The 26,844-nt window shown below is 61.4% G+C and carries 19 protein-coding genes; 6 read left to right on the top strand and 13 right to left on the bottom strand.

Translation table 11 applies throughout. The annotated features are described in order from the left end of the window. Nucleotides 1-50: 50 nt before the first annotated feature. The 3 genes from ACQKIK_RS15585 to pgm all read right to left on the bottom strand — a co-directional run bounded on the left by ACQKIK_RS15585 (nt 51) and on the right by pgm (nt 6,409). A complete protein-coding gene (locus ACQKIK_RS15585) occupies nt 51-821 on the bottom strand; it encodes a 3-hydroxybutyrate dehydrogenase (protein WP_127839423.1) in 771 nt (256 codons plus the stop codon). 612 nt (nt 822-1,433) lie between these two features. Then, nucleotides 1,434-4,442, bottom strand: a complete 3,009-nt coding sequence (locus tag ACQKIK_RS15580; protein ID WP_499136587.1) for a PAS domain-containing hybrid sensor histidine kinase/response regulator — start codon at nt 4,440-4,442, stop codon at nt 1,434-1,436. 302 nt (nt 4,443-4,744) lie between these two features. After that, nucleotides 4,745-6,409, bottom strand: a complete 1,665-nt coding sequence (gene pgm, locus ACQKIK_RS15575) for a phosphoglucomutase (alpha-D-glucose-1,6-bisphosphate-dependent) (protein WP_499136586.1) — start codon at nt 6,407-6,409, stop codon at nt 4,745-4,747. A gap of 410 nt (nt 6,410-6,819) precedes the next feature. On the opposite strand from pgm, the gene ACQKIK_RS15570 reads away from it, so the two are divergent. Continuing rightward, entirely contained in the window at nt 6,820-6,960 is a 141-nt protein-coding gene (locus tag ACQKIK_RS15570) for a hypothetical protein (RefSeq protein WP_499136585.1), read from the top strand. A gap of 54 nt (nt 6,961-7,014) precedes the next feature. Here ACQKIK_RS15570 and ACQKIK_RS15565 read toward each other — a convergent pair whose 3' ends face one another. The 3 genes from ACQKIK_RS15565 to ACQKIK_RS15555 form a co-directional block, all read right to left on the bottom strand. After that, the gene (locus tag ACQKIK_RS15565; RefSeq protein ID WP_499136584.1) at nt 7,015-9,126 is read right to left on the bottom strand and encodes a response regulator; all 2,112 of its coding nucleotides are present in this window, start codon (nt 9,124-9,126) and stop codon (nt 7,015-7,017) included. Nucleotides 9,127-9,416: 290 nt separating this feature from the next. After that, complete coding sequence (locus tag ACQKIK_RS15560; RefSeq protein ID WP_499136583.1) at nt 9,417-12,002, bottom strand: bifunctional diguanylate cyclase/phosphodiesterase; 2,586 nt, start codon at nt 12,000-12,002, stop codon at nt 9,417-9,419. Nucleotides 12,003-12,202: 200 nt separating this feature from the next. Next, nucleotides 12,203-13,093, bottom strand: coding sequence for a LysR family transcriptional regulator (locus ACQKIK_RS15555; RefSeq protein ID WP_499136582.1), 891 nt, complete (start codon nt 13,091-13,093; stop codon nt 12,203-12,205). A 114-nt stretch (nt 13,094-13,207) separates the two neighbouring features. Here ACQKIK_RS15555 and ACQKIK_RS15550 point away from each other — a divergent pair, with 114 nt between their 5' ends. Then, nucleotides 13,208-13,633, top strand: coding sequence for a VOC family protein (locus ACQKIK_RS15550; protein WP_046164347.1), 426 nt, complete (start codon nt 13,208-13,210; stop codon nt 13,631-13,633). A gap of 77 nt (nt 13,634-13,710) precedes the next feature. Here ACQKIK_RS15550 and ACQKIK_RS15545 read toward each other — a convergent pair whose 3' ends face one another. Further along, nucleotides 13,711-14,535 (bottom strand): AraC family transcriptional regulator, encoded by an 825-nt coding sequence (locus ACQKIK_RS15545; protein WP_046164346.1) that lies wholly within the window; start codon nt 14,533-14,535, stop codon nt 13,711-13,713. A 211-nt stretch (nt 14,536-14,746) separates the two neighbouring features. On the opposite strand from ACQKIK_RS15545, the gene ACQKIK_RS15540 reads away from it, so the two are divergent. After that, nucleotides 14,747-15,547 (top strand): alpha/beta fold hydrolase, encoded by an 801-nt coding sequence (locus ACQKIK_RS15540; protein WP_127839429.1) that lies wholly within the window; start codon nt 14,747-14,749, stop codon nt 15,545-15,547. A gap of 296 nt (nt 15,548-15,843) precedes the next feature. Next, nucleotides 15,844-16,260, top strand: coding sequence for a hypothetical protein (locus tag ACQKIK_RS15535; RefSeq protein ID WP_127839430.1), 417 nt, complete (start codon nt 15,844-15,846; stop codon nt 16,258-16,260). On the opposite strand, the gene ACQKIK_RS15530 is transcribed toward ACQKIK_RS15535, so the two are convergent. Further along, nucleotides 16,257-17,897 (bottom strand): Na+/H+ antiporter, encoded by a 1,641-nt coding sequence (locus tag ACQKIK_RS15530; RefSeq protein WP_046164344.1) that lies wholly within the window; start codon nt 17,895-17,897, stop codon nt 16,257-16,259. The genes ACQKIK_RS15535 and ACQKIK_RS15530 overlap by 4 nt on opposite strands. Before the next feature lie 514 nt (nt 17,898-18,411). Between ACQKIK_RS15530 and ACQKIK_RS15525 the strand changes: the two genes are divergently transcribed. Both ACQKIK_RS15525 and ACQKIK_RS15520 read left to right on the top strand, forming a co-directional pair. Further along, on the top strand, nt 18,412-20,139 hold the full coding sequence (locus tag ACQKIK_RS15525; protein ID WP_499136581.1) for a tannase/feruloyl esterase family alpha/beta hydrolase: 1,728 nt from the start codon (nt 18,412-18,414) through the stop codon (nt 20,137-20,139). A 293-nt stretch (nt 20,140-20,432) separates the two neighbouring features. Further along, nucleotides 20,433-21,689, top strand: coding sequence for an OprD family porin (locus ACQKIK_RS15520; RefSeq protein WP_499136580.1), 1,257 nt, complete (start codon nt 20,433-20,435; stop codon nt 21,687-21,689). An 89-nt stretch (nt 21,690-21,778) separates the two neighbouring features. Here the strand turns inward: ACQKIK_RS15520 and pcaD are convergent, their stop codons facing one another. The 5 genes from pcaD to ACQKIK_RS15495 all read right to left on the bottom strand — a co-directional run bounded on the left by pcaD (nt 21,779) and on the right by ACQKIK_RS15495 (nt 26,761). Further along, on the bottom strand, nt 21,779-22,567 hold the full coding sequence (gene pcaD / locus ACQKIK_RS15515; RefSeq protein WP_127839433.1) for a 3-oxoadipate enol-lactonase: 789 nt from the start codon (nt 22,565-22,567) through the stop codon (nt 21,779-21,781). A gap of 311 nt (nt 22,568-22,878) precedes the next feature. Further along, complete coding sequence (pcaF, locus tag ACQKIK_RS15510; RefSeq protein WP_499136578.1) at nt 22,879-24,084, bottom strand: 3-oxoadipyl-CoA thiolase; 1,206 nt, start codon at nt 24,082-24,084, stop codon at nt 22,879-22,881. Further along, nucleotides 24,081-24,875, bottom strand: coding sequence for a CoA-transferase subunit beta (locus ACQKIK_RS15505; protein ID WP_499136577.1), 795 nt, complete (start codon nt 24,873-24,875; stop codon nt 24,081-24,083). Before ACQKIK_RS15505 ends, pcaF begins: the two co-directional genes overlap by 4 nt. Continuing rightward, on the bottom strand, nt 24,875-25,732 hold the full coding sequence (locus ACQKIK_RS15500) for a CoA transferase subunit A (RefSeq protein WP_499136576.1): 858 nt from the start codon (nt 25,730-25,732) through the stop codon (nt 24,875-24,877). The genes ACQKIK_RS15505 and ACQKIK_RS15500 overlap by 1 nt, the downstream gene beginning before the upstream one ends. A 186-nt stretch (nt 25,733-25,918) precedes the next feature. After that, a complete protein-coding gene (locus tag ACQKIK_RS15495) occupies nt 25,919-26,761 on the bottom strand; it encodes an IclR family transcriptional regulator domain-containing protein (RefSeq protein WP_499136575.1) in 843 nt (280 codons plus the stop codon). Nucleotides 26,762-26,844: the final 83 nt, after the last annotated feature.

The following is a 26,844-nucleotide window of genomic DNA, read 5'->3' as shown; positions in this document are numbered from 1 at the left end:
CCGGTAGCCGCAGACGACACACCCGCTGCGGCTATGGATGGCCCGAATGACTATTGGGCCAGCCAGCCGCCGTCGACATTCCACGCAACGCCGCGGACCTGGCGAGCAGCATCGCTGCACAGGAAGACGGCCAGCTCGCCCAGCTGTTCCGGCGTCACGAAATCCAGCGACGGTTGTTTTTCCATCAGCAGCTCACGGGTCGCCTGGCTCGGGTCGCCGTGGGCCTGGGCCTTGCTATCGATCTGCTGCTGCACCAGCGGCGTCAGTACCCAGCCAGGACAGAGCGCGTTACAGGTAATGCCTGTGGTAGCTGTTTCCAACGCCACGGTTTTGGTCAGGCCGACCAGGCCGTGCTTGGCGGCCACGTAAGCGGCCTTCTGCGCCGAGGCCACCAGGCCATGAACCGAGGCGATGTTGATGATCCGCCCCCAGTTGCGCTCACGCATGCCCGGCAAGGCGAGGCGCATGGTGTGAAACGCCGAGGACAGGTTGATGGCAATGATGGTGTCCCAGCGCTCCACGGGGAATGTTTCGATGGGAGCGACATGCTGGATGCCAGCATTGTTGACCAGCACATCGACCGAGCCGAGGTCGCGCTCCGTCCGGCTGACCAAATCGGCGATCTGATCCACATCGGACACGTCGGCAGGATGATGCAGCACGCGCGTGCCGTATGCCGAGACGCGTTCGAGGGCGGCATCAACATCGCCGAAGCCGTTGAGCATCACGTCGGCCCCGGCCTCGGCCAGCTTGCAGGCAATGCCCAGACCGATACCACTGGTCGAACCCGTCACGAGAGCAGTCTTAGCGTTGAGTGTCATGGCGTGCTCCGATCGGGTTGCGCAACTGGAACAGCGCGGCCAAAACCGACGCGTTGATTGCCAGCAAATCGACCTTCACAGACCATTACGGGGAATCTGACAGGCAAGGTGCTGGACGAGTGGCTGGCACAACGGCCAGAACTGAAAGAAGGAGTCATCTGCGGTTTTCCTTGTTGTTCTTGTCGCCTCGCTCGGATGCATCAGCTTCAACGAGCAAAGAGAGACTTTGTCAGAGCGAAAGCCATGCCAATCCAGGCACGGCCTGCAGAAATGGCTCCTAGGCCTTGGTTTCGCTGACTTACAGCTGCCAAACCGAGGTGACTGGACGACCGACGGGACAACGGCGCATCACGCTAATGTACAGATTCGTGTACATGCCCATTTCGACATACTGTCTTCACGACGATATGTCCGGATGACTGGACCCATGCCCGTCCGCCCGCGCCGCGTAACGCCGCCAGACCGATTCGAGATTCACCGGGCCGCGTTTCTGCAGATCAACCAAGAAGTAATGCCGTTTTCTGCCGGGCACACCACTCAGGGTGGCCCCGGCGGCCTGGCCATGTTTGGTCAAGGCAGCCCCAGGCGGGACTTAGCGACGTTCCTTGATGCCTACAAAGCCAGCATTTCCTGGACGCGGATGGCAAGGGTGTCGATCGCGAAGGGTTTCGTCAGGACCTGCATGCCCGCACCCAGGGAGTTGTTTCCAAGCGCTGCGCTTTCTGCATAGCCTGTAATGAAGAGGGTCTTCAGGCCCGTGCGTATCTCCCGACCCGCGTCGGCCATCTGTCGTCCGTTCATACCCCCCGGCAGGCCGACGTCTGTGATCAGCAAGTCGATGTTTACTTCGGATTGCAACACTTTCAGCCCGCTGACACTGTCAGCCGCCTCAATCAACGTGTAGCCAAGGTCACCTAGAACATCCATCAGGAGCAGACGCACGGTCGGTTCGTCGTCCACGATCAGAATCGTCCCGCGGGCCTCGCCGGGAACGGTATTCGTCATCGTCGGCACGGTTGCGGCTTCGGCCGCTTCACCGATGTAACGCGGCAGGAAGATGGATACCTGGGTGCCCTGCCCCTTCTCTGAATCAATGCGAACCTGGCCACCGGACTGCTTGGCAAATCCGTAGATCATCGATAGCCCCAGGCCTGTGCCCTGGCCGATCGGCTTGGTGGTGAAGAAGGGGTCAAACGCCTTGGCGATAACGGCTGGTGTCATGCCCGTTCCGGAGTCCGCTACGCTCAGCGAGAGATACTGACCCTCGGGAAGGTCGTATGCCCGAGCGATATCACCCGCCAGCCATCGGTTGGACGTCTCGATGGTGATACGCCCGCCGTCCGGCATGGCATCACGTGAATTGATGCACAGGTTGAGGATGGCATTCTCGAGCTGGCTCGCATCGACCGACGCCGACCAGAGGTGCATGCCACTGACGGTTTCAACCCGAATACCGGGGCCGACCGTGCGCTGGATCAGCTCCGTCATACCCTCCATCAGCACATTTACGTCGATCGGCCGTGGGTCGAGCGTCTGGCGCCGCGAAAACGCCAGGAGACGGTGCGTCACGGCTGCGGCACGTTTCGCCGCCCCCTGAGCTGACGCCATGTACCTATCGATATCGTCAAACCGCCCCTGGGACAACCGCAGACTCATCAGCTCTAATGCGCCCGAAATTCCTGCGAGCAGGTTGTTGAAGTCATGCGCAAGGCCCCCAGTGAGTTGACCGACAGCCTCCATTTTCTGTGACTGTCGCAGCTTGTCCTCGGTCTGGATCAGCGCTGCCGTCCGCTCGGCCACGCGTTGCTCCAAGGTCTCATTGAGCGCTCTCAACGCCGCGGTGGCCCTGTCACGCTCCGCCTCGATGGACCGCCGGTGTTCGACGTCAATCAGTACGCCTGGGAAATTGTGAGGCGTGCGGTCTTCTGCGAGATCGACACGTCCGTTCGCTTCGATCCAGTAATACCTGCCATCAGCACGCCGTACCCGGTACTGATGGGCGTAGGCGCCACCGCGGGAGATCGCTTCGGCTATCGCAGCCTTCAGCCCCTCCCGGTCTTCGGTGTGCACGGTAGCGATTATCTGCTCAAGGCTGAGCCCTTCTCGGCCGAGGGCGGGGTCAAGACCAAAGGCGACAGCGAAGCCTTCATCGACCGTGAACCGGTCGGTAGGCAGATGCCAATTCCAGGTTCCGATGATCGCGCCGGCCGCGAGGGCAAGCTGAACGCGCTGGACGTTTTCTCGCGCAAGCGATTCACTGACACGCAGGCGCTCTTCGGCACGTCGCCTCTGGGTCACATCGCTGAAGAGAATCGCAATCTGGCGCTCGGCGGGGTCGCCGACTCGAACGGCCCGAACGTCGAACCAACGCTCGAACGCTTCAGCGTAGTTTTCGAAACTGGCCGGCTCCCCGGTTTTTGCAACGTGGCCGTAGGTTTCGAACCAGAATTGCTCCAGATCCGGTGCGAATTCGGTAACCCACTTGCCCCGCAGGTCGACGCCTGCCTGGCGCTCGAACGCCGGGTTGGCCTCAACAAACAGATAGTCCACGGGCTGGTCGTTCGCGTCGAACTTGACCTGAACGATCGCGAACGCCGCTTCGATAGACTCCAGTATGGTTTTGAACCGCTCCTCACTCTGGCGCAGCGCTATTTCCACAGCGCGCATGCGGGTCAGATCAAGCATCGCGCCGATCATACGCACGGCCTCACCTTCGGCGTTGCGGATAACCTGGCCGCGGTCGATCACCTCGGCGTAGGTCCCGTCCTGACGCCGGAAGCGGTATTCACCCGTCCAGGTGGTACCGCTCCCATCGATAACGGCGCGAATCGATGAGTGGATGCGCGCGCGGTCCTCTGCATGGATGCGCTCGATCCACCAGTCTCCAGAACTGTCGACGTCCGCAAGTGGGTAGCCGTATGCCTGCTCCAGTGCATCGTTCCAGAGCACATGATTGGTGTTCAGATCCCAGTCCCAAACGGCATCATTAGTAGCTTTCGCAGCCAGACGATAGCGTTGCTGAGATTCCTCAATGGCGCGGCCTGCCATGTGCTCGCTGGTGTGGTCATGCAGGATCTTCATATAGCCAAGATGGCTGTGATTTGGGCCATACAGTGGCGACATCGCCTCCGATGCCCAGAATTGTTGACCGTCTTTGCGCAAGTGCCAGCGCTCGTTTGTCACGCGCCCACGACGCAGCACATCTTCCATCTCATGCTTGGCCCGGCCTGTGGCTCGATCGGTCACCGTGAAGATCCGCTCGCTGCTCTGGCCAAGCATTTCCGTGGCGCTCCACCCCATCACCTGCTCGGCACCCAGGTTCCAGTCGGTAATGATTCCAGCTGGATCAGTCAGGACAATGGCGAGCTCGGTGATGCTGTCGAACACTGCGCGTTGGCGTGCTTCGCTACTGGTCAGCGCAGCCTGGCTGGCTGCGAGCTCTGCTGCCAGTGCTTGTAGCGTCATCGGGTCGGCCGCGCTTGCCGGTTGGCAGCTCGAGCAGGAATCCGGCTGATGGACGTCGCGCCGCGTCTGTTGCTCCGCGCAGATCCCTGCGTTCTCAAGGACGGTGCGCAGACGCACGACTTCTGCCTCAAGCGCCTCACGGGTAAGGTCTTTCAACGCGATACCTATCTCAATCTGATAACGATGACGGACCGTTCCCCACGATCTGGCGGGTTAGACAACCTGTCTGCAATTGTCGAGGTTAGCGCCACACGAGCACAACCACCGGCTGACCTGTCGACGGCCTGGGACGTTTATGCGCCAACAACGACCCAGAGGTTTGCCTGGCCGCGCCAATACGAGGAGGGTCACACCGCCAGTCGGCGCCGGTTGCAATCTCACCCAACCTCCACGCAGCCAGATCCGTCCACGACTTCAGCACGCATCACCGCCATCGCAGTAGTTGCGCGAACTGACCTTCATCCTGCCAACACACTATCCACCAGCGCCTTGGCCTCTTCCTGGATGCGCTTGAGGTGCGCCTCGCCCTCGAAGCTTTCCGCGTAGATCTTGTAGACGTCCTCGGTACCGGACGGCCGCGCCGCAAACCAGCCGTTGTCGGTCACGACCTTGAGGCCGCCAATTGCGGCGCCGTTGCCCGGCGCTTCGGTGAGAATCTGGGTGATTGGCTGGCCGGCCAGCTCGCTGGCGGTGACCTGCGAAGCGGACAGCTTGCCGAGCTTGGCCTTCTGCTCGCGGTCTGCGGCAGCATCGATGCGCTGATAGACCGGGGAACCGAAGCGCTCCGTCAGCGCCTGGTAGCGCTCGCCAGGATCCTTGCCGGTCACCGCGGTGATCTCAGCAGCCAGCAGGCCGAGAATCAGACCATCCTTGTCGGTGGACCACGCACCGCCTTGCTTGCGCAGGAAAGAAGCACCAGCGGATTCTTCACCGCCGAAGCCCAGGCTGCCGTCCATCAAGCCATCAACGAACCACTTGAAGCCCACCGGCACCTCGACCACCTTGCGGTCGATGCCCTTGGCGACACGGTCGATCATCGAGGATGACACCAAGGTCTTGCCGATGCCCGCCCCAGCGCTCCACTCGGGGCGGTGAGTGAAGAGGTATTCGATGGCAACGGCCAGATAATGGTTGGGGTTCAGCAGCCCCACCGAACGCGCAACGATGCCGTGGCGGTCATGGTCGGTGTCGCAGGCGAAGGAGACGTCAAAGCGGTCCTTGTTCTCGATCAGACCGGCCATGGCGTGGGGCGAGCTGCAATCCATGCGGATCTTGCCGTCCCAGTCCAGGCGCATGAAGCGGAAGGTTGGATCGACTCGGGTCGAGAGCACTTCGAGCGGCAGGCCGTAGCGTTCGGCAATGCGCGTCCAGTAATGCACGCCGGCCCCACCGAGTGGGTCAACGCCAAACTTCAGGCCGGAGTTGCGGATGGCCTCCAGGTCGATCACCTGTTCCAGACCGCCTACGTAATGTTCGATGAAATCGAAGCGTTGGGTGGTCGATGCTTTGAGGGCCTGCGAATAATCCATTCGCTGCACGCCCTTGAGCCCGGCGACCAGCAGCGCATTGGCGCGCTCCTGAATCCACTTGGTTACACCGGTATCGGCCGGGCCGCCATTGGTGGGGTTGTACTTGAAGCCGCCGTCGGCAGGCGGATTATGCGACGGCGTGATGACGATGCCGTCAGCCAGGCCGCCGCTGCGGCCGGCGTTGTATTCGAGGATGGCGTTGGAGATGGCTGGCGTCGGCGTGTATCCGGGCTCGCCATTGGTTTCGCTGCAACCGGCGTCGATGCATGTCTCGACGCCGTTGGCTGCCAACACTTCCAGGGCGGATACGAACGCCGGCTCGGACAGCGCATGGGTGTCCATGCCGACGAAGATCGGACCGTCGATGCCCTGCTCACGACGGTAATCGCAGATCGCCTGTGTGGTCGCCAGGATATGCCACTCGTTGAAGCTGTTCTTCAGTGACGAGCCGCGGTGGCCGGAGGTGCCGAAAGCGACTTGCTGCGCCGGATCGGATGGATCAGGGCGCTCGCTGTAATACCGAGAAATCAGCCGCGGAATATTGGTCAAGGTGTGCTCGGCGGGGAGGCGTCCTGCGTTGAGGTCGAGGCTCATCAGTCGTTCCTTTGGAAGATCAGTAGGTCGATTCAGGCAGAACCCTGAGTTCTGCCGAGGGTGTCGAACGCAAAATGACGGTGGCAACCGGCACTTATCTACGCGCTTCGACCATGCACCCTCGGGCTTTGGTTCCCCACAGTTGCATCGAAAGCGCATGCGCAGCGGCGGCGCATGATAGAGCGCGCCGGCCTTGCCGCGAAGATGGCGGGTTGAAGTTCCGCTGCCGACCGAGATCAGATAAGCAAGCTGCTCCAGGCAGAGACCAGCAGCAACAACGCCATGCACCGATTGAAACGTTTGATCGACTGCGCTGATTTCAGCAGCCGCACTGCTCCCTGTCCCAACGCCGCCCATGCGCATAGACGAGGAACAGCGATGAGAAAGAACAGCAGAGCGTAGGTCCCGTAATGCGACCAACTGGCATCAGCACCGGCGAACACACTGCGACTCAGGGCTTCTACCTCGGCCGCCCCATGTCACCGCTGCTGTTCCAGCAGGTTCTGGCCGATGCCCAGGCAGCAAGTGTCGATGCGGCGGGCGTGCGCTAAGCGCTCGACGAGCCCGCACGTACAGGCCGGCCCGGAGGGCCTGGCCTTGCGCCCTCAAATAGCGCCCGTTTCAGCCAGTGCGTCCAAGGCGGCTGATACTGTTTCAGCCAGATGCTCAAGCGTGAACGGCTTGGTCATCATGCTCATGCCCGCCCCGAGAAACTCCGAGCGAATCGCGGCGTTTTCGGCGTAACCGCTGATGAACAGAACGGGCAGATCCGGCCGTTTCTGCTGGATGATTTCGGCCAGTTGGCGGCCGTTCAGCCCGGGCAGCCCGACGTCGGTTATCAACAGGTCCAGCGTACGCAAGCCATCGAGCAAACTCAGCGCCTGCTGACCATCTTCAGCGAGGTGCACCTGGTAGCCGAAGTCCTCCAGCGCGGCGGCGAGCAACAGGCGTACCGAATCATCATCCTCCACCACAAGGATCGTCTGCCCTCGTCCGGAGGTCAGATCCACGGACACGGCGATCGCCCCATTCTCGACTGCAGACGACTGCGCCAGGGGTATGTACAAGGTGATCGAGGTACCGGCCCCCTCCTCGCTGGTCACCGAGACGAAACCGCTGCTCTGTTGAACGAATCCGTAGACCATGGACAGGCCCAACCCGGTGCCTTGCCCCAAGGGTTTGGTGGTGAAGAAGGGTTCGAATATCTTGCCCAACACAGGATCGGGAATACCGACCCCCGTATCCGATACCCTGATGCTGACGTAGTGCCCCCTGTGACCACCCAGACGAGCAGCCTCTGCCTCGTCGATATCGGCTCGGCTGGTAGCAATCGCCAGAATGCCGCCATCTGGCATGGCATCACGCGCATTGATGCTTAGGTTCAACAAGGCGTTTTCAAGCTGGTTGGGATCGACTAATGCCAAGCCGGCACCGTCATCAAGCTGCAGCTCAAGCTTGATCCGCTCCGTCAGCGTCCGTTTAAGTAGGTCGCTTAGCGACAAGATCAGCGGATTCACTGAAACGGTGCGGGCTTCGAGCGACTGCCGACGGGAGAACGCCAACAAGCGCTGGGTCAAGGCTGCCGCTCGGCTGGCGGACGTATGGGCGGCCGTCATGTAACGATCCAGATCACCGTATTGCTGCCGGCCTATACGGAGTCGCATCAGGTCCAATGCGCCGATGACACCCGTAAGCATGTTGTTGAAATCGTGAGCGATGCCACCGGTGAGCTGGCCCACCGCGTCCATCTTCATGGATTGGCGCAGCTGGTCTTCGGTTCGGGCTCGTTCTTGGCTTTCCAGCGTCAGTTTCTCTAACGCGTCTTCCAGCGCACGGGTACGAACCTTGACCTGAAACTCAAGATCATGGTTGAACCGGCGCAACATTTCTTCGTTCTGCTTTTCAGCATTTATATCAATGACGACCAAGGCGGCGCCTCGGATCTCCCCTTGGCTGTCGTACAGCGGCACCGCATTGACGCGTGTCCACAGCTCAGGCCCGTCGTCGGGGTAGTAGCGGAAGTCAGCACCTTCCACCATTTCGCCGCGCAGAGCCCGGGCGCCTGCAAATCGATCCGGCGGGATCCGTTGACCCTGGCTATCGAGGCCCACCCATCGCTGAGCATGCCGACCATCAGTGGATGGGATTCTTCGGTTGGGGACGTACCGCTCGTAGGTAGGATTGCTGAGCACGGTGGTCCCGTTTGTATCGATCAGGCAGATGCCAACCGGAAGGTGTTCGACCAGGCTCTCAAGCGTTGCTTGCTGCTCAGCGAGCTCCACGAGACGGTCTGCAATCTCGAACTGACGGAGGCGAGAGCGCCAGGCCATCGCCACGGTGCTCAGCAGGGCTGCCGGTCTGATTGGCTGTTCGAGAATGACCAGGTCCGCTACCCACCCGGGTAACCGCTTCTTGACTGCCAGAAAATCAGCGCGGGATTCGCTCTGCGTATCTGTGACCACAATAAAGGGGATGTCCGCCCCGTCACCTTGCTCGGTGACGGCGGGCCCGCTCGCCATCGCCGAAGCGAGGAATCGATCGGTGGCGATCACCGCACCCACTCGGTGATCCAATTGTTGAAACAGGCTCTCGCTATCGGAGCAGAAAGCGAGTTCATACCCCTCTTCGTCCAGCAGTTGGACCAGGCGAGAGAAATCGACGCCACAGCCGGTGCCAATCAATAGCCGCCTGGCCTCGGATGAAATGTCAGCAGTCACGTCGGTGCTCTTCCGGTAGTTAGGAGCAGGTGAGGTTTCCCTTCGCGTCCGTTTAGCACTCAAACTTCTGCTTTGAAGAATCGATAGATAAGCCGGCCACAAGGCTGAAGGCGATGCTGTGCTTGATTGCGCAAGAGCCCCACAGCCAGCCTCCACGACAGCTTGGCCAGCATGGTGAGTAATAGCGTCGACAAATGGTACAGAGCCGGCCGTGCGGGCAGAAGACACCGTGCATCTGAATCGGACAAATATTGAGTTGCGACTTCAGCGCAGTCCAAACGTCGAAGAGCTCAACTTGCCCGACGATCGATGATGTAGTCACCCAGCTGGGCCAGCGGCATAGGCTTTGCGAACAGGTAACCCTGTGCCTCGTCGCATGCCGACCGCATCAGCTGCCGCAGCATATCGGCGTCCTCTACGCCTTCGGCCACGACGCGCATGCCAAGCGAATGGCACATTTCGGTCACCGCCTTGATGAAATCGAGACAGTTATCAGCCTTCGCGGCTGGGCAAAGGAAGGTCCGATCAAGCTTCACAACATCGATGGGATATTGGCGCAAATAGGCGATGCCGGCGTACCCGGTGCCGAAATCATCGATTGCAAGCCTGACGCCGATGGTTCGCAGGTTTCTCAGGAGCTGGTGCGAAGCGTCGGTGTCTTCGATCAACCCGGACTCGGTCAGCTCCAGTTCGAGACGGTGCGTATCCATCCCGGCCGTCTGCAATGCCCCGCTGACTTCGCTGCACAGCGTCGGCGATTTGAGCTGCACCGGTGACACGTTCACCGACAGCATCAGCTCGGTACCGATGCGTTCGGTCAATTGCTGGATGTCTTTGCACGCCTGCTGCAGCACCCAGTTGCCGATTTTGCAGATCAGCCCCGTGGTTTCGGCGATGGGTATGAACACCGCTGGCGATACCAGCCCCTTACTTGGATGGTTCCAGCGGATCAGCGCCTCTACACCGCATGGAATGTCATCGTCCAGGCAAATACGCGGCTGGTAATGCAGCACGAATTCATTGCGCTCCAGCGCTTCGCGCAGATCGAGCTCGAGCGCCATGCGGTTCTTGGTCTCAATGCTCATCTCAGCCGAGAAGAACTGCATTCCGGTGCCGCCAGCATCCTTGGCGCGATACATGGCGATATCGGCGTGCTGCAGCAGTTCGTCAATGCTGGTGTCGGGGTTCGGATACAGACACATGCCCATCGATGCCGAGGGGTAGTAACGTGTGCCGAGCACATCGCAGGGCACTTGGATCGCCCGCAGCAGATCAGCTGCCAGCCGCTCGGCCGAGCGCACGCCGTCAGGTAGATGAGCCACCACCACAAACTCGTCGCCGCCCAGGCGCGCCACCAGATCGCCGGACGGCAGCGCTTCGCGCAACCGATGGGCGATCTGCACCAACAGTACGTCGCCATAGCCATGCCCCATCGAGTCGTTCACTTCCTTGAAGCGGTCAAGGTCGATCAGCATGATCATCAGTTGCTGGCCTTCTGGGATGAAATTGACCAGTTCCCGCAGGTGATCATTGAGATAGGTTCGGTTGGGTAGCCCCGTCAACGAGTCATGAGTGGCCATGTGGTGCAGTCGGTGCTCGACCTGCTTGCGGTCCGTGATGTCAGTCAAGCCGCCGGACCACTCCTTCATATTCCCGTGGTCATCGAAGATGGGCACGGCGTGACCGGTCATATGCCGATATTGGCCGTCAGCCCGGCGGATGCGGTATTCCGCGCGCTTGTTGCTATAAACCGAACGCATTTCTTCCAGAACGCATTCAAGCTCGGCGCGGTCTTCTGGATGCACGGCTTCGAGCCAGCCCTTCCCGCGCGATTGCTCGAACGTCTGGCCAGTGAACTCATTCCAGTCGGGCTGTAGCTCAACGATGTCCACTTCGGGGCTGGTCGACCAGACCAAACTGTTGGTGGCCTTCACCAGCCCCTTGAAGCGGCGCTCGTTGGCTGCCATCTCTCGCTCGGCCTTGATCCGTGCCCGGTTGGCTCGATCGCGCTGCACCACCAGCGCCGCCGTATTGGCGAGCAGGGTGATTCCTTCTTGCTCCAAAGACGACGGCGCTGCGTATACGCTGCTGTAACAGGCAATGGTGCCCATCACCTCGCCGCGGTCGGAAAGAACGGGTGTGGACCAGCAAGCGCGTAGGCCGTGCTCAAGCGCCTTGTCCCGGTGCCGGGCCCAGTAAGGATCGCTGGCAATATCCACGGCAACACTTGGCTTGCCGGTGCGTACCGACACGCTGCAGGTGGTTTCATCCGAACCTGCGTCCATTGCATCGAGCGCAGCGACGAAATCTGAAGGAAGGCTGGATGCTTCAACGAATCGCAGCCTGCCATCCTCATCCAGGCGCATGATGGCTGCGCGAATGGTCCCAGCCGACTGCCTTTGGGCCGAGCGGGTAAGTTCAACCAACACTTCGGTCAAGGGCGCACCGGCCACCGCCAGCTCCAGTGAGCGCATCTGCCCTTCGGCTATGGCCTCGGAGCGGCGGCAGTCGGTCACGTCCTGACTGACGAAGTGCAGCGCCCGCAGCTCGGGATGAGCGGTGGAGCGACCGGTCACGCTGACCATTTGCACACTGCTGTCGCCGACCAGAACACGGCATTCGAAGCGCACCTCGTCACCGGTCGAGAGGGCGACAGCCACGTGCTCGGCGACCGGATCGCGATCATCGGGATGGATGTGCTCCAGAAATTCGGTGAGCGAGGTGCTGCCCAATGCACAGGCATCGAGCGCATGGGTGACGGCCTCGACCGTCGCCTGGGTATCGTTCAGCGAATCGTCCAGCTCGACGTACCACTCCAGCAAGCCAGCCGATTGCAGCGTGAAAGCAAGCCGGGATTGCAGATCTGGTTGGGCCATGCTGTTATCCAAAAAGTGTGTAAAGCGAGCTTCTACTTGGACCCATAGAGCTGGCCGCCGTTCTGAGCTAGACCGATATACGTAGCCATTGTTGAATCCTCGCTCTATCAAGGGTAGTGCACGGCCCCGATATCCCCCTGCCAAGGCGTCTATAACCGACGTTCGGTGTGGCTGGCGGGCGCTTTTTCTCAGCGGACGCGCTAATCCAGAGTCGGATTGCCCTGCTCCGCCAACACTTCACGCACACAGCGGTGAAACAGCTGCTGCACCGGCAGCTGCCGGGCGCTATGGCGGCCGATCAGTACCAGCTCCCGGTAGAAGGTTGCGCCGCCCAGTCGGAGAACGCGGACGGTCGGCGTACTTTCGAGCCATAACCCGGCTTCTGGCACCAGGGCTACACCCAGCCCGCAGGCGACCATCTTGACGATGGCATCCAACTCGTCGAGTTCCAGGCCAGGGCGAACATCCAGGTGATATTTGCGCAAGAACTGGCTCACCTGCCGACCGCCAAAGGAGCTGCGGTCGTAACGTACAAACGGCTGCTCGACAAGGAGCTGCAACGGGTCATCACCGGCCACGTCGAGCGGCGTGATCAGCACGAACGGCTCGCGCTGAACCAACTCGGCATGGAGCTCCTTGGGCAGCGAAAACGGCGGTCGGATCATGATCGCCAGATCGATCTCGCCGGCATCGACTTGCGATAACAGATTCAACGAGACACCGGGAACCAGCTTTGGCGCGACGCCCGGCGCCTGTTTCAGCAGACGGAGCAGCACCCGCGGCAGAAGGCCGGTCTGTACCGTACCGATGGCACCGATTCGCAGTTCGCCCCGGTAGTCTTCGAGCGACTCCGGTTGTCCCATCAAGCTGAACGTCTCGAGGATCTGCTCGGCCAGCGGCAGCGCCCGCAGGCCCGCCGCATTGAGATACGCCGATCGGCCCGTTCGATCGAATAGGCGCAGGCCCAGCGCCTCCTCAAGATTCTTGATCTGGGCGCTGACCGCAGACTGGGTCAGCCCGATTCTGTAGCCTGCAGCGGCGAAGCTGCCGCACCGGGCGATCGCAAGGAAGGTTTTCAATTCGCGGATCATAGGGACCTGGATTGATCGAAATATTCGAGGCTCGACACCAACGATATCCGCTGTTGATGAGGGCGACAAATCGGCAACATGATCGTTACGGCCCCACAACAGAAGGAAGCCTTGATGAGCCTCTCTCCTTTTCACCTTGCGATCCCTGTCCATGACCTACCCGCCGCGCGCCGCTTCTATGGCGAAGTCTTCGGTCTCGCCGAAGGCCGCTCGTCCGAGCATTGGGTCGACTTCGATTTCTACGGCCATCAACTGGTCATCCATGAGCACCCGCAGACGCCATCGCAGCAAGCTGCACACACCAATGCCGTAGACGGTCACGACGTTCCAGTGCCGCACTTCGGCATCGTGCTCAGCTGGCCGGAATGGGAAGCGCTGGCCGAGCGTCTGCGCGCACGGGATACCAAGTTCGTTATCGAGCCCTATGTACGCTTCCAGGGCCAGGTCGGCGAGCAGGCGACCATGTTCCTCTTCGACCCTTGCGGCAATGCGTTGGAATTCAAGGCATTCAAGGACATGAGTCAGCTGTTCGCCAAATGAGCTGTGCCGCTGCCAATCATGGGTCAAGTAACGCAGCGCGGCGGACCGATAATGCCGGGGTGTATCCCGCCACGCCGTCACGCGCTCGCTGCGGCCTGCCATTCGCGCGGACTGGCGCCGGTCTTGCGGCGGAAGGCGCGAGCCAACGCCGATGGGCTTTCGTAACCCACCTCATCGGCAATCAGGGCGATCGGCCGTCCTTCGCGCAAACGCTTCTGTGCCAGGCTGATGCGCCAACTGGTGAGGTAATCCGCGGGTGTCTGCCCGACCACCGAGCGGAAACTGGCGGCAAAGCTAGCCCGTGACATGTTCGATTCGGCAGCCAGTTCGGCCACCGACCATGCACGCTCGGGTTCAGCGTGCATCAGCGTGATCGCCCTCGCCAGGCGCAAGTCGGCAAGCCCGGCCATCATTCCCGAACTCATCGTCTGGCTGGCCATCAAGTGGCGCAGCATCTGCACGATGAGCAACTCGAAAAGGCGCCCCATGACCGCCTCGCGGCCACAGTAGCCGGCGACCGCCTCCTCAAACAGCCAGGCCAGGGCACCGTCGAGGATCGGCGCTTCGGCCACCGGCAGCAGTAAGACATCAGGCAACGCCGCCGCCAGCGGATTGTTGGCCCCGCCGTCGAATTGCAGCGTCGCGCACACCAGCCGCGCGCCATCCGCTTCGTTGGCGAGCATCCGGTGGCGATACGGACGGGGAAATACCATCACCGTCGGCTCCGCCAACCGCACCTCGCTGTTGTCCGCCAGACGCAACGTCATGGCGCCTTCGCGCAGCACATGGATGTAGCCCACCTGGTCCGCAGTCTCGAAGGCCGCGACGCCACAGAGATCTCCGCTGTGATACAGGCCCGCGTGCATGCCGAAGTGGCACAGCAGACTCGATAGACGATCCATGGTTACCTGCCTCGATTAGACGATTAGTTGCATATTGAAGACGATTTGAGTCCTTTACGACAACCCGACTGCGCATTATGACCCTGCACCTGACGCAAGTCGCTCCGAAGTCCCAAGCCGTTTCCTGTGTGGGTGCTCCGGCCTGCTGAGCAGAGCCCGCCACCGACACAACAACCCGAACCGTATCTAATCGAAAAGGTAGAACAACGTCATGACCACTGCATCGAAAACCCGCAACGCCGCAGCCGCCACCCTTCTCGCCGCCGCCACTACCCTGGGCAGCGTCGCCAGCTTCGCCGCCGACAAACCGACCGTGATTCTGGTGCACGGTGCATTTGCCGAAGCAGCAAGCTGGAACGGCGTGGCCACCCGGCTGATTGGACAAGGTTATCCGGTCATCGCCGCCGCCAACCCGCTGCGTGGCGTGGCCAACGATGCCAAATACGTCTCCGACATCATCGAGCACACCTCAGGCCCTATCGTGCTGGTTGGTCATTCCTACGGCGGTAGCGTCATCACCAACGCAGTGAATGGAAGCGACAAGGTCAAAGCGCTGGTGTACGTCGCTGCATTCGCACCGGCAGCCGGCGAAAGTGCTGCCACGCTGGCCGGCAAGTTTCCAGGCGGAACGCTTGGTCCGACCCTGGCCGAACCCGTTCAGCTGAGCGACGGCAACCAGGATCTCTACATCCAGCAGGACAAGTTTGCCGAACAGTTTGCTTCCGATGTGCCGGCGGCCGAGGCGGCCTTGATGGCCGCTACGCAGCGCCCGATAACCGCCGCCGCGTTGAACGAAGAAAGCCAGAACACCGCCTGGGAGTACGTGCCTTCCTGGTTCGTCTACGGTACCGGCGACAAGAACATCCCCGAGGCGGCGCTGAAGTTCATGGCCGACCGCGCGGGATCGAAGAAAACCCTGAGCATCCCCGGCGCCTCCCACGTCGTGATGACCTCGCATCCAGATGAAGTGGCTGCGCTGATCACAGAAGCCGCGCAAGCCAGCGCCCAGTAACCGCTACGGCAAAAAGCCGGTCGATGAGCTTGGTTCATCGACCGGCCTTTTTGCGCCTAGGCCGCTTGTTAGACAGGGTTCGCCATCGGTAAGGGCTGTTGGACGAACGAACTTTTCACTCACGCGAGGCTAAACAAAAACCTCGATCAACCGATAACCCGACATGCCAAGCGAGGCGTGCACGGCTCCAAGCTGTCGGCCACGCGCGGCGTCTATTTCACCGATTTCGTACTGTTTCGTATCGATCGCGTCAGCTCGAATGCGGAACACCCACCCTGCAGACGGAAGCCCTTACCGTGCAACTCATCGATAACCGAGCGTTGATCAACGATGCCTTGAGCCAGTCTGCGGAACTGACGGGAGGACGCTTCGATCATCGCTACTGGTTGAGCAAGGTAGCGGACGTGAAGCTGCTGATCATCTCCAAGCCCGAAGTGCTTTTCGATCTTTCGGTCAAGGTGTACATCCCCTTGCCGTCAGGGCAGAAAACGCCGCTGACCTACGGCGATGGCTGGTTCAACTGGCACTTTCTCGGCAGCAAAAGCGCGGTGGTGACCATCGCCCGGGAAATCCTTGCGATCGCGATGCGCAACCAGAAAGCACCATCGCCTGTGCTGCAGGCCTGGCTGACCCAGCTGGTGACGTTCAAGCACAGCGACCATACGATCGCCGTGCTTGAACCCGAACCGCAGCAAGACCTGGCCGGCCGTTAAGCCGTTTCACCCGCCCCCAGCGCGGCCTCTTCATAATCGAGTTCGCGCAGCAGGGTTTGCAGCATCTGCTCGTCGATCTCGTGCCGTTTCCTCATGCGGTACATTTCCTTGCGCTGCACCGCGATGGCTTGAACGCGAATGACCCGCTCCAACGTCATGGTTTCACGGGCCTGGTTTGCTCGACCGTGATGGTCCATCAACGCTTCGATGTCGTGACGGTATGACTCGGTGACCCGCGCGGTTACCTCGCTGCGCAGCAGCGCGCTATCCGCATCCTCTACAGGGTTGGCCTGCTTCCAGCCCTCCAGCCAGCTGACCGCTGCCTGAGCGGCCAGCCGTCGTGCCTTTTTCAGCTCTTCCCTATGTTCTTCAAAATCGTTGTTGGGTAGCTGCTTGAGGAAATAGGGAATGCCCAGCGCACCGATCAGCAAGGACAAAATGATCACTGCGGCGGCGAGGAAGATCATCAGATCACGGCCTGGAAACGGTGTATCGCCGATCATCAACGGGATCGACAGCACACCTGCCAGGGTAATCGCACCACGCACGCCGGCGACGGCGCTCAGCGCAGAGAACAAGCGAAGGGATTTGGGCTGGACGGTCTTGCCGAGCATGCGACGTACACGTGCCTCGCTCCAGTGATAGGCGAAGACGAAGACAAAGCGCACCACCAACAGCAACGCCATGATCGCCAGCGCGCTGAAAACCAGCATCGGCATGCTATAGGACTCGTGCCCAGCCGCTTCCCAGACGCGCTCGACGATCCGCGGAAACTGCAGACCCAGCAGCAGGAATACCAGGCCGTTAAAGCTGAAGTCGAGCATCTCCCAGATGCTGCGATTGAGGATCCGGGTACTGGTCTTGACCGGCAGCATGTCGATACGGCTCTGCACCATCCCCGCCGCTACCGCCGAGAGAATGCCGGACATCCCGGCATGTTCGGCCAGGAAGAACGCGGCGAATGGCAGCAGGAGAATCATCACAACGTAAGTCGACGGATCAAACAGATCTCGTGCGGTCATCCACTGTTTGGCCTTCCCGACCGACCAGCTCAGTCCCGCACCAATCGCGAGACCGCCCAGCGCGATGACGAAGAACTCGCCGGTAACGGTGACCAACGAGAAAGAGCCGGTGATAGCCGCAGCCAACGCGAACTTGAAGGAAACCAGGCCGGTGGCATCGTTCATCATCGCCTCACCTTCCAGCTGGTGAGACATATGCCGCGGCAGCCGTCCCTGGGCAATGGCGATCACCGCCAGCGCATCGGTCGGCGACAGGATAGCGGCCAGAGCGAAGCTCGCCCCGAGCGGAATGGCTGGCAGCAGCCAGTGAATGAAATAGCCCACCACCACCAGAATGATCAGCACGAGCACCAGCGCCATGGCGGTCATTTCCGCGCCGTGCTCGGTGAACTCGCGCTTGGGTATCTTCCAACCGTCGTAAAACAGCAACGGTGGGATGAACAGCAGCATGAATATCTCGGGCCGTAGCTCGACGCCCATACCGAATGGTGGGAGCGCCAGCAGGCTACCCATGATGATCTGCAAAATTGGCAGTGGCAGCGGAACGACATTGGCCAGAATGCGGCTTGCACCCACTGCAAGCAGCAGCAGGAAGATGAGGTAAAGCGTTTCCATGGGGCGGGCTGGTCTCGACAGGAAAAATAGGCGGGGCGTGCGACCGTTGCGCACATACGACGAAAGTATAGTCAGGAGGTTTTGGAATATCCGCTTCGGTGTTCAGGTCCGTCCGAACTAAACGCTGCGACCGCCACTCCCCGGGTGCTAAAGCACAGACGTCACCGTGGCGGCACCCCGTCACGCCTCGGGGAGGCATTTCTCAGTCAACAGCCGCACCGCCCGTCGAATAAGTCCAAGCCGCCATACAGAGTGTCCAGCCGCGACGACAACGCGGCTACCTATGTCCCGTGAACTGGACAGAAAACATCTTCGTCGCAGCGCTGCGTTCAGCCTGATCGTCTTCATGCTAGAGCGGTCCGGCTGCAATCTCGTGACCGGTCATCGGCGGTTGAACCTTGCTCTGTTGAGCTGGCACAGCTTTGGCTCAGCCACTACGCCCGGCCAGTGGTTCTCGGGCATCACCTCGTGGCGTCAGTCATGAAGGCATGACAACAAGAACAAGGAAACCCACATGAAAGCATCCCGTGCAAAGCGTTTTCGCAGCGCAGCCTCTCCGCGGCTGCTGTTGGCATCGCCCGCCCTGCTGGCGTTGGTAATTGCCGAGCCAACCCTAGCCGCTAGCTGCAGCGAATTATCCGGTGCGCAAATCCCTGCCTCGGCGATCGCTCTACCCACATCGGGCGCGAGGGTCACAGCCGCGACCCTGAAGCCAGGCGGTGGCAGCGCGCCACAGACGTTTGGCCCACATTGCGATCTGAGCGTGGAAATCGCTCCGGTCGACCCAAGCGCACCCAGCATCAAGATGCGCATCGTCCTGCCTGAACAATGGAACAGCAAAGCGATGATGTATGGCGGTGGCGGCTACAACGGCACCGTTCCCAATGTTGCCGGCAACGTCCCGGCCGGGCCGATCGACCAGCCGACGCCACTGGGCCGCGGATACGCTGTATTTGCCAGCGACTCGGGCCACGTTGCCAACCCGGTTCATCCAGGTGACTTCGCCTGGAACGAGGAAGCCTTGGCCAACTACGGCCACGACGCCCTGAAGAAAACCCGAGATACGGCGATGTATCTGATCGAGCAACGTTACGGTCAGCCGCCGGTTCGCAGCTATTTTGCAGGTGGCTCCACGGGGGGCCGAGAGGCGCTGGCGGTGGTGCAGCAATGGCCAAAGGATTTTCACGGCGCAATCGTGCTCTACCCGGCCTACAACGCTGCCGCACTGGATTTGCAGTTTGGCCGCATTAGCCGCGCGTTGGCTGCGCCAGGCGCCTATCCCAGCCTGGAAAAGCGCGCCGCGCTACTGGAAGCCGCGATGCAAGCCTGTGACGGGCTCGATGGCGTGCGTGATCTGGTGATCAGTCATCAGGCGGCGTGCAATGCCCAATTCGATCCGGCAACAGCCAAGCTCAACGGCCGTCCCTTGCGCTGCCGTGACGGGGCTGACACAGGTAACAGCTGCTTGTCCGATGCACAGATCAACGCGCTCAAAGTGTTCGATACGCCGATTCGTTTCAGCCAACCATTGGCCAGTGGTGAACGCGGCTATCCCGGCTTCAATACCTGGGGCACCGACCTGGGCCGTCCCGGCGAAGGCCTGCAACTGGTGGTCAATCGGCTGGGGTTGAATACCCTGCAACCCGATTATCCGATGCCCGTGCATGGCACCGGCTTCGCCGAAGGCGCGCCCTACCATTCAGGGTTCTGGGACGAGTGGGTGCGCTACTTCGTGACCCGCAACCCGGCATTCAACTCCCTGACGCTGGACCCGACCGACCTCGGTCCGTGGCAGGCGCGAGTCGATGCACTGTCGCTGCGTCAGGACGTCAACCAGACCGATCTGTCGGCGTTCGTTGCCAACGGCGGCAAGATTCTGATGGCCCATGGCACCTCGGATCAGCTGGTCAGCACCCGCGCCACGGCTGAATATTACCGGCGCCTGCAGCAGGACATGGGCGTCGGGCAGACCCGCCGGTTCATGCGCTACTACGAGATTCCCGGCTACGCACACGCGGCCAGCACCGTCTTCAATGCCGCCTGGGATTCGCTGACCGCGCTAGAGAACTGGGTCGAACGCGGCGTGACACCCAAGCGCCAGGTCGTCACCGACACCGTCGCCGTACCCGGTCGCACCCGCCCACTTTGCGAATACCCGGGCTGGCCGAAGTACAAGCGGCGCGGCGATGTTAACGATGCCTCCAGCTTTGTCTGCGTGAAGAGCCACATAGGCCTCAACTAGAGCCGCATTAACGCCGCGCCCCACGCAGCACCTGGTGGTGCGTGGCGACCGGCTTCCAGCCGAATGGACAGCGTTTGGCCTGCCCAGGCGAACATGTCCAGCCGGACAGACAGTGCTGCCCTACCCGTTTTGTGGCCGTGCGGTCCTTGAGGTAGTGGCTGCAGGGCTCTGGCTACAGCTCCGCGCCCTATAGCGGTGGAATGCCGGCTCTGCCGGTGCGCCTGGCACGGCATTCGCTATTCGCTGAAGGGAAACCTGGCGACACCGAACCAATAACAACAAAAGGAAGCACCATGACAGACCTCCGCAATTTCGCCCGCAACCTGCTCTGCGCCAGCGTTGCACTGAGCATCACCGGCCCGGCCAGCGCTGCGTTCCTCGATGACAGCAAAGCCAGCGTCGAGCTGCGCAACTTCTACATGAACCGTGATTTCCGCCAGAGTGGCGCACCGCAGTCTGAGGCGGACGAGTGGGCCCAAGGCTTCATCATGAAAATCGAGTCGGGTTACACCGACGGACCAGTCGGTTTCGGCGTGGATGCGATCGGCCTGCTGGGCGTCAAGCTCGACTCCAGCCCGGATCGCTCCGGCACCGGCATCCTGCAGCGCGATTCGTCCGGTCAGCCGTCTGATGACTACGGCACCGCCGGCCTGACCGCCAAAGCGAAGATGTCCAACACCACGCTGCACGTTGGCACCCTGCAACCGATCATCCCGGTGGTGATGCGTAACGACAGTCGTCTGCTGCCAAACGTCTATCGCGGTGCCTGGTTACAGAGCAAGGAAGTCGACGGGCTTACGCTCGACCTCGGCATGCTCGACCGCACCAGCTATCGCGACTCCTCGGATTACGAAGAGATGACCGTATTCACCGCGGGAGCACGCAACATCGTGTTGGGCAATGCCAAGACCAGCGACGAGTTCCTGTTCGCCGGCGGCCGGTACCAGATCATGCCGGAGCTTACCGCTAACTATTACTACGGCGGCCTGGATGGCATCTACAAGCAGCACAACACGCAGTTGGTCCACATCATGCCGCTCGGTGAGAACCAGAGCTTCAAGACCGACCTGCGCTACGTGCGCTCCACCGATGACGGCGGCAGCAACGTCGACAACAACGCCTTTGGCGCGCTGTTCACCTACAAGATCGGCGGCCATGGCTTCACTGGCGGTTATCAGACCCTGAGCGGCGACACCGGGTTTGCGTACGTCAGCGGTGGCGACAACATGCTGATCAACCTTTTGCAGATCAATGACTTCGGTAACGAAGATGAGAAGTCATGGCAGGTCCGCTATGACTATGACTTTGCTGCAGCTGGTATACCCGGGCTGAGCCTGATGACCCGCTACGTGTCCGGTGACAACGTCAACCTGGCCGGCGGCGGCGAAGGTGAAGAGTGGGAACGCGACACCGACATCGCTTATGTGGTCCAGAACGGACCGTTGAAGAACCTCGCCATGAAAGTGCGTAACGCTACGGTACGCAGCAACTTTGGCAGCGACATCAACGAAACTCGGGTGATCCTTAGCTACACCCTGGCGCTCTGGTAAGCGTCCTGAGCAGCACCGCAATACCTCCTCGTTGATCCTTTACCGGGCCCTTGCGGCCCGGCTTTTTTCATCCAAATCAACCTTGCGGCTCAATCACAGAGAAACGCCATTACCGGCTGGGTGAAGGCGTCGCCCGCCTCGACATTGGACAGGTGCGCAGCATCCAGCTCGACCAGCCTCGCCCCGGCGACATGCGCTTGGATAAAGCGCCCGTGCTCAGGCGTCGTGACCGGATCCTTGCTACCGCAGACAACCAGCGTCGGCACCTTGATCGCACCCAGCTGCTCGCGGTAATCGGCATCACGCACGGCCGCGCAGTTGGCGGCATAGCCGACTGGTGAGGTGTTGGCGACCATCTGGGTGATGCGACCCACCTCGACGGGATGCTGCGCCGCAAAGTCGGGCGTGAACCAGCGTGCGACAGAGGCGTCACGCATGTCGCACATGGCCTGCTCGCCACCGTGCAATACGACGTCGACACGCTCGTTCCAGGCTTCATCCGTGCCGATCTTCGCGCCCGTATTGCAGAGCACAAGGTGGGTCAGGCGTTCACCGGCATGGATACCCAGCCATTGGCCGATCAGGCCGCTCATGGACAGACCGCAGAAAGCGAAGCGATCGATGGACAAGGCATCTGCCAGGTCGAGCACGTCCTGTCCGAGCTGCGCGATGGTGTAAGGGCCAGGCGTGACGGACGAGCTGCCGTGACCGCGGGTGTCATAGCGCAGTACGCGAAAGTGTTCGCTGAACGCGGGGACCTGTGCATCCCACATCTCGAATGTCGTGCCCAGAGAGTTGGAAAGCACCAGCACAGGCGCATCCACCGGGCCATCGAAGCGGTAGAACAGTTCGCCGTCTGCGAGTTTGATGCTGGGCATGGGAGCCCTCCTGAACGTCGAGTTAGAGGTGGCAGCGCACGTGCAAGGAAGATGCTGTGCCTGCAATCACACCAGTGCCGTGGCGCGGCAAACGCAGTCGTGGGTAGCGCTGGTGGGCTGAAGCCCACCCTACTGACCCTCCTGGAAGTCGGATTTATAGGTATCCGCGAATGAGTAAGACGGCCGTTGTACAAATCATGCCGAGGCCAAGCCCACCACAGCTGTGAGAGCAATGGTGGGCTGAAGTCCACCCTACCAGCGCGCAGCACAGTTCCTGTAGGGTGGGCTTCAGCCCACCATGGCCGCGCCGATCAAACCCTTTCAACCGCCAAGGCCAGGCCCTGCCCCACACCGACGCACATGGTCGCAAGCCCGAGCTTGCCGCCGCTCTTCTCCAGCGCATGCACGGTGGTCAGCACCAGCCGCGCACCGCTCATGCCCAGCGGATGACCGAGGGCAATGGCACCGCCCTGCGGGTTGACCTTCGGGCTGTCGTCTTCGAGGCCCAGATCGCGGGTGACGGCGAGCGCCTGGGCGGCGAAAGCCTCGTTGAGTTCAATCACGTCAAAATCGCCGACCGCCAGGTTCAGGCGCTCGCACAGCTTGCGTACCGCCGGCACCGGCCCGTAACCCATGACCCGCGGCGCTACACCGGCACTGGCCATACCGAGCACCTTAGCGCGAGGCGTGAGGCCATATTTCTGCACCGCGTCGGCACTGGCCAGGATCATCGCCGCCGCACCATCATTGACGCCCGAGGCATTGCCTGCGGTGACGGTTTTGTCCGGGCCATTGACCGGCTTGAGTTTGGCTAGCGCCTCGGCAGATGTATCCGGACGTGGATGCTCGTCGGTGTCGACCACGGTGTCGCCCTTGCGGCCTTTGATCACCACCGGCACGATCTCTTCGGCGAAGAAACCAGCCGTCTGTGCCTTGCCGGTGCGCTGCTGGCTGCGCAGCGCGAAGGCATCCTGGTCCTCGCGGCTGATACTGTGCTCCTCGGCGACATTGTCCGCGGTCTGCGGCATGGCATCGACGCCGTACATCTCCTTCATCTTGGGATTGATGAAGCGCCAGCCAATTGTGGTGTCCTCGATTTTCTGGGTCCGGCCGAAGGCGGTATCGGCCTTGCCCATTACGTAGGGCGCGCGGGTCATGGATTCAACGCCACCGGCAATGGCCAGTTCCATCTCACCGCAGGCTATCGCGCGGAAAGCGCTGCCCACCGCGTCCATGCCCGAGGCGCAAAGACGATTGAGCGTCACACCTGGCACGGTTTCCGGCAGCCCGGCTAGCAGCGCGGCCATACGCGCGACGTTGCGGTTGTCCTCGCCGGCCTGGTTGGCGCTGCCCATGAAGACCTCTTCAACCGCCGCCGGGTCGAGCCCGGGGTTGCGTTCGAGCAGCGCCTTGATTGGCGTGGCAGCCAGATCGTCGGTTCGCACAGCGGCCAACGCGCCGCCGAAGCGGCCAATCGGCGTACGGACTGCATCACACATAAAGACGTCGCGTGTCACTCGTCACCTCCAACTTGTCCATGGGCCGCAGCGGTGCGTGCTTCCAGGGCGCGCAGCGCTTGCAGTTCAGTTTCGGTCGGTACCGCGGTTTCGCCCAGTTGATCGGCGAAACGAATGGCCCAGCCGGTGTTCTCGATCACCTGTTCGCGGGTCACGCCCGGATGCAGCGAGGTCACCACGAATTCGTTGGACCCCGCTTCGGGCTCCATGATGCAGAGGTCAGTGATGATCCCAACCGGGCCATTGCCGGGCAGCCCGAGCTGCTTGCGATGCTCACCGCCTTCGCCGAAACCGACCGAGGTGATGAACGCCAGCTTGTCGACAAAGGTGCGGTGCGACTGCTTGAGGATGATCAGCACCTTTTTCGCCGACCCGGCAATTTCCGGCGCCCCGCCCGCCCCTGGCAAGCGAACTTTCGGTTGGTGATAGTCGCCGATCACCGTGGTGTTGATGTTGCCGTACCTGTCCACCTGGGCAGCACCGAGAAAGCCCACATCAATACGTCCGCCTTGCAGCCAGTAGCGGAAGATCTCCGCGGTGGGGACCACGGTGTCGGCGGTCTCGGCCAGTTCACCGTCGCCGATGGAAAGCGGCAGCACCGATGGCTTCGCGCCGATCGGGCCGGACTCGTAGATCAGCACCACGTCCGGCGCGTGGGTCAGGCGCGCCAGGTTGGCGGCCTTGGATGGCAGACCGATGCCGACGAAGCAGACGCTGCCATTTCCCAGGCTGCGGGACGCGGCCACGGTCATCATTTCGTTGGTGCTGTAGTCCTCGACCTGAGCAGTCATCACTTGGCCTCCTGCTGCGCGGCCAGCTTGGACTGGAACGCTGGGAAATCTTCGGTGCCACGGATGAATTCATCAATCCAGGCGGTGAAGGTATCGCGGTCGCGAGCGATCGGGTCCCACTGCTGGTAGAAGCGATTGTCGCGCTCGTAATAACCATGCGCGTAGGACGGATGCGCGCCACCGGGCACCAGGCACACAGCACTCAGGGCCCAGCTGGGCAAGACGCAGGCATTCATCGGCGCCTGCAGGTCGTCGACGATCTCCTCGACGGTGACGATGCAGCGCTTGGCCGCCAGCGCCGCTTCCTTCTGCACACCCAGAATGCCGGCGATCAACACGTTGCCCTTGCGATCGGCCTTCTGCGCGTGAATCACGGTGACGTCCGGGCGCACGCTGGGAACTGCAGCCAGGGTTTCGCCGGTGAACGGGCAGTCGATGAATTTGATCATCGGGTTGACCTTCGGCAAATCGGAACCGAGATAGGCGCGCAGGACGGCAAACGGCAGTCCCGACGCACCGGCAACGTAGGCGTTGGCCAGATCGGCATGGCTGTGCTCTTCGATTTCCAGCGGCTGCGGCCACTGCTTTTCCACCGCATCACGCAAACGGTGCAAGGAGCCCACGCCCGGATTGCCGCCCCAGGAGAACACCAGCTTCTTCGCGCAACCGGCGCCGATCAGTAGGTCATAGACCAGGTCGGGGGTCATCCGCACCAGGGTCAGGTCCTTCTTGTCCTGACGGATGAGTTCATGAGCGGCGGCGGTAGGAATCAGATGCGTGAAGCCTTCAAGCGCAACGGTGTCACCGTTGCTTACGAAGCGATCCACTGCTTCGCGAAGGGAAAGGAGGTCAGCCATGGGTCAGTCTCGTGTGAATAGCGAAATGCGCGTGATGCGCTTGCGATCCACACTACCCATCGAGCCCCGCCGGGACAATCCGATAATCGATTAGCCGTGCGATTACCGAACACTAACCTCGGCACCTCGGTCCGACCAAGTCAGGGTACCCTCGCCATCCGCAGTACTCGGATAGCGGCTGCAGCATCAGTGAAACAGACGGGTACTCAGCTCCTGGCTCGCCTCCAGCAACACCGGCAGGAAGCGTGTCTCAAGCTCCTGCTTGGTCATGCGGCTGGCGTGGGTGCCGACGTTCAGCGCGGCCAGCACTTGGCCCGCAGAATCCTTGAGCGGCACGGCCAGCGACCGCAGGCCGACTTCCAGCTCCTGGTCAATGATCACCCAGCCCTTCTGGCGTATCTCGGCTATCGAGCCACGGATGGCCTCGGGCGTATGCAGCGTACGGCTGGTCTTGATCTGCAGATTGGCATGTTCCAGATAGTCGTCCAGCGCCGCATCATCCAGTGCCGCCAGCAGAATGCGGCCCATGGAGGTGCAGTACGCAGGCAGCCGGCTGCCGACGCTGAGATCGACCGAAATCAGTCGCTGTGGCGTGGCAGAACGCGCCACGTAGAGCACTTCATCGCCTTCCAGTGTTGCCATCGAACAGGCTTCGTGGAGTTGATCGCTCAGACGGTCGAGGATCGGCTGTGCGGTGACCGCCAGCGGCGTCGAGGACAGGTAGGCATGGCCGAGGGTCAGCACCTTGGGCAGCAGCGAATAGGTGCGCCCGTCAGTGGTGGCGTAGCCCAGCTTGATCAACGTGTGCAGGCAACGCCGCACCGCGGCCCGGGGGATTTCCGTGCGGTGGCTGATCTGGGCAATGGTCAGGTGGCGCTTGCGCTCCTGAAACGCATGTATCACCGCCAGCCCCCGCGCCAGCGAGGTCATGAAATTGGGATCGCCGGTCAGCGCTTCGATGCGTTTGGCCGGCGACGCGATGATGGCCGGCGCCATCGGAGCAAGACTGGGGCGGGATTCGTTATTCATGGCAGGCGTCCTTGGCGAAAGCGATGGGCGATTATCGTACTGTCGTTCGATAATCGCAGAGCTGATCACTTAAAGCCAAGGGC

This window comes from Pseudomonas sp. NPDC047961, from assembly GCF_050272435.1.
Taxonomy (GTDB): Bacteria; Pseudomonadota; Gammaproteobacteria; order Pseudomonadales; family Pseudomonadaceae; genus Stutzerimonas.
This window is presented reverse-complemented; position numbering and strand designations above follow the sequence as displayed.

Bases quoted from the DNA above. Each gene is read 5' to 3' on its own strand.
- ACQKIK_RS15550 (WP_046164347.1), top strand. From the start codon at position 13,208: ATGAGCCTCTCTCCTTTTCACCTTGCGATCCCTGTCCATGACCTACCC.
- ACQKIK_RS15530 (WP_046164344.1), bottom strand. From the start codon at position 17,897: ATGGAAACGCTTTACCTCATCTTCCTGCTGCTGCTTGCAGTGGGTGCA.
- ACQKIK_RS15560 (WP_499136583.1), bottom strand. From the start codon at position 12,002: ATGGCCCAACCAGATCTGCAATCCCGGCTTGCTTTCACGCTGCAATCG.
- ACQKIK_RS15495 (WP_499136575.1), bottom strand. From the start codon at position 26,761: ATGAATAACGAATCCCGCCCCAGTCTTGCTCCGATGGCGCCGGCCATC.
- pgm (WP_499136586.1), bottom strand. From the start codon at position 6,409: ATGAGCCTCGACCTCAACGCAGGACGCCTCCCCGCCGAGCACACCTTG.
- ACQKIK_RS15505 (WP_499136577.1), bottom strand. From the start codon at position 24,875: ATGACTGCTCAGGTCGAGGACTACAGCACCAACGAAATGATGACCGTG.
- ACQKIK_RS15585 (WP_127839423.1), bottom strand. From the start codon at position 821: ATGACACTCAACGCTAAGACTGCTCTCGTGACGGGTTCGACCAGTGGT.
- pcaD (WP_127839433.1), bottom strand. From the start codon at position 22,567: ATGCCCAGCATCAAACTCGCAGACGGCGAACTGTTCTACCGCTTCGAT.
- ACQKIK_RS15525 (WP_499136581.1), top strand. From the start codon at position 18,412: ATGAAAGCATCCCGTGCAAAGCGTTTTCGCAGCGCAGCCTCTCCGCGG.
- ACQKIK_RS15555 (WP_499136582.1), bottom strand. From the start codon at position 13,093: ATGATCCGCGAATTGAAAACCTTCCTTGCGATCGCCCGGTGCGGCAGC.
- ACQKIK_RS15570 (WP_499136585.1), top strand. From the start codon at position 6,820: ATGCGACCAACTGGCATCAGCACCGGCGAACACACTGCGACTCAGGGC.
- ACQKIK_RS15545 (WP_046164346.1), bottom strand. From the start codon at position 14,535: ATGGATCGTCTATCGAGTCTGCTGTGCCACTTCGGCATGCACGCGGGC.
- ACQKIK_RS15500 (WP_499136576.1), bottom strand. From the start codon at position 25,732: ATGGCTGACCTCCTTTCCCTTCGCGAAGCAGTGGATCGCTTCGTAAGC.
- ACQKIK_RS15520 (WP_499136580.1), top strand. From the start codon at position 20,433: ATGACAGACCTCCGCAATTTCGCCCGCAACCTGCTCTGCGCCAGCGTT.
- ACQKIK_RS15540 (WP_127839429.1), top strand. From the start codon at position 14,747: ATGACCACTGCATCGAAAACCCGCAACGCCGCAGCCGCCACCCTTCTC.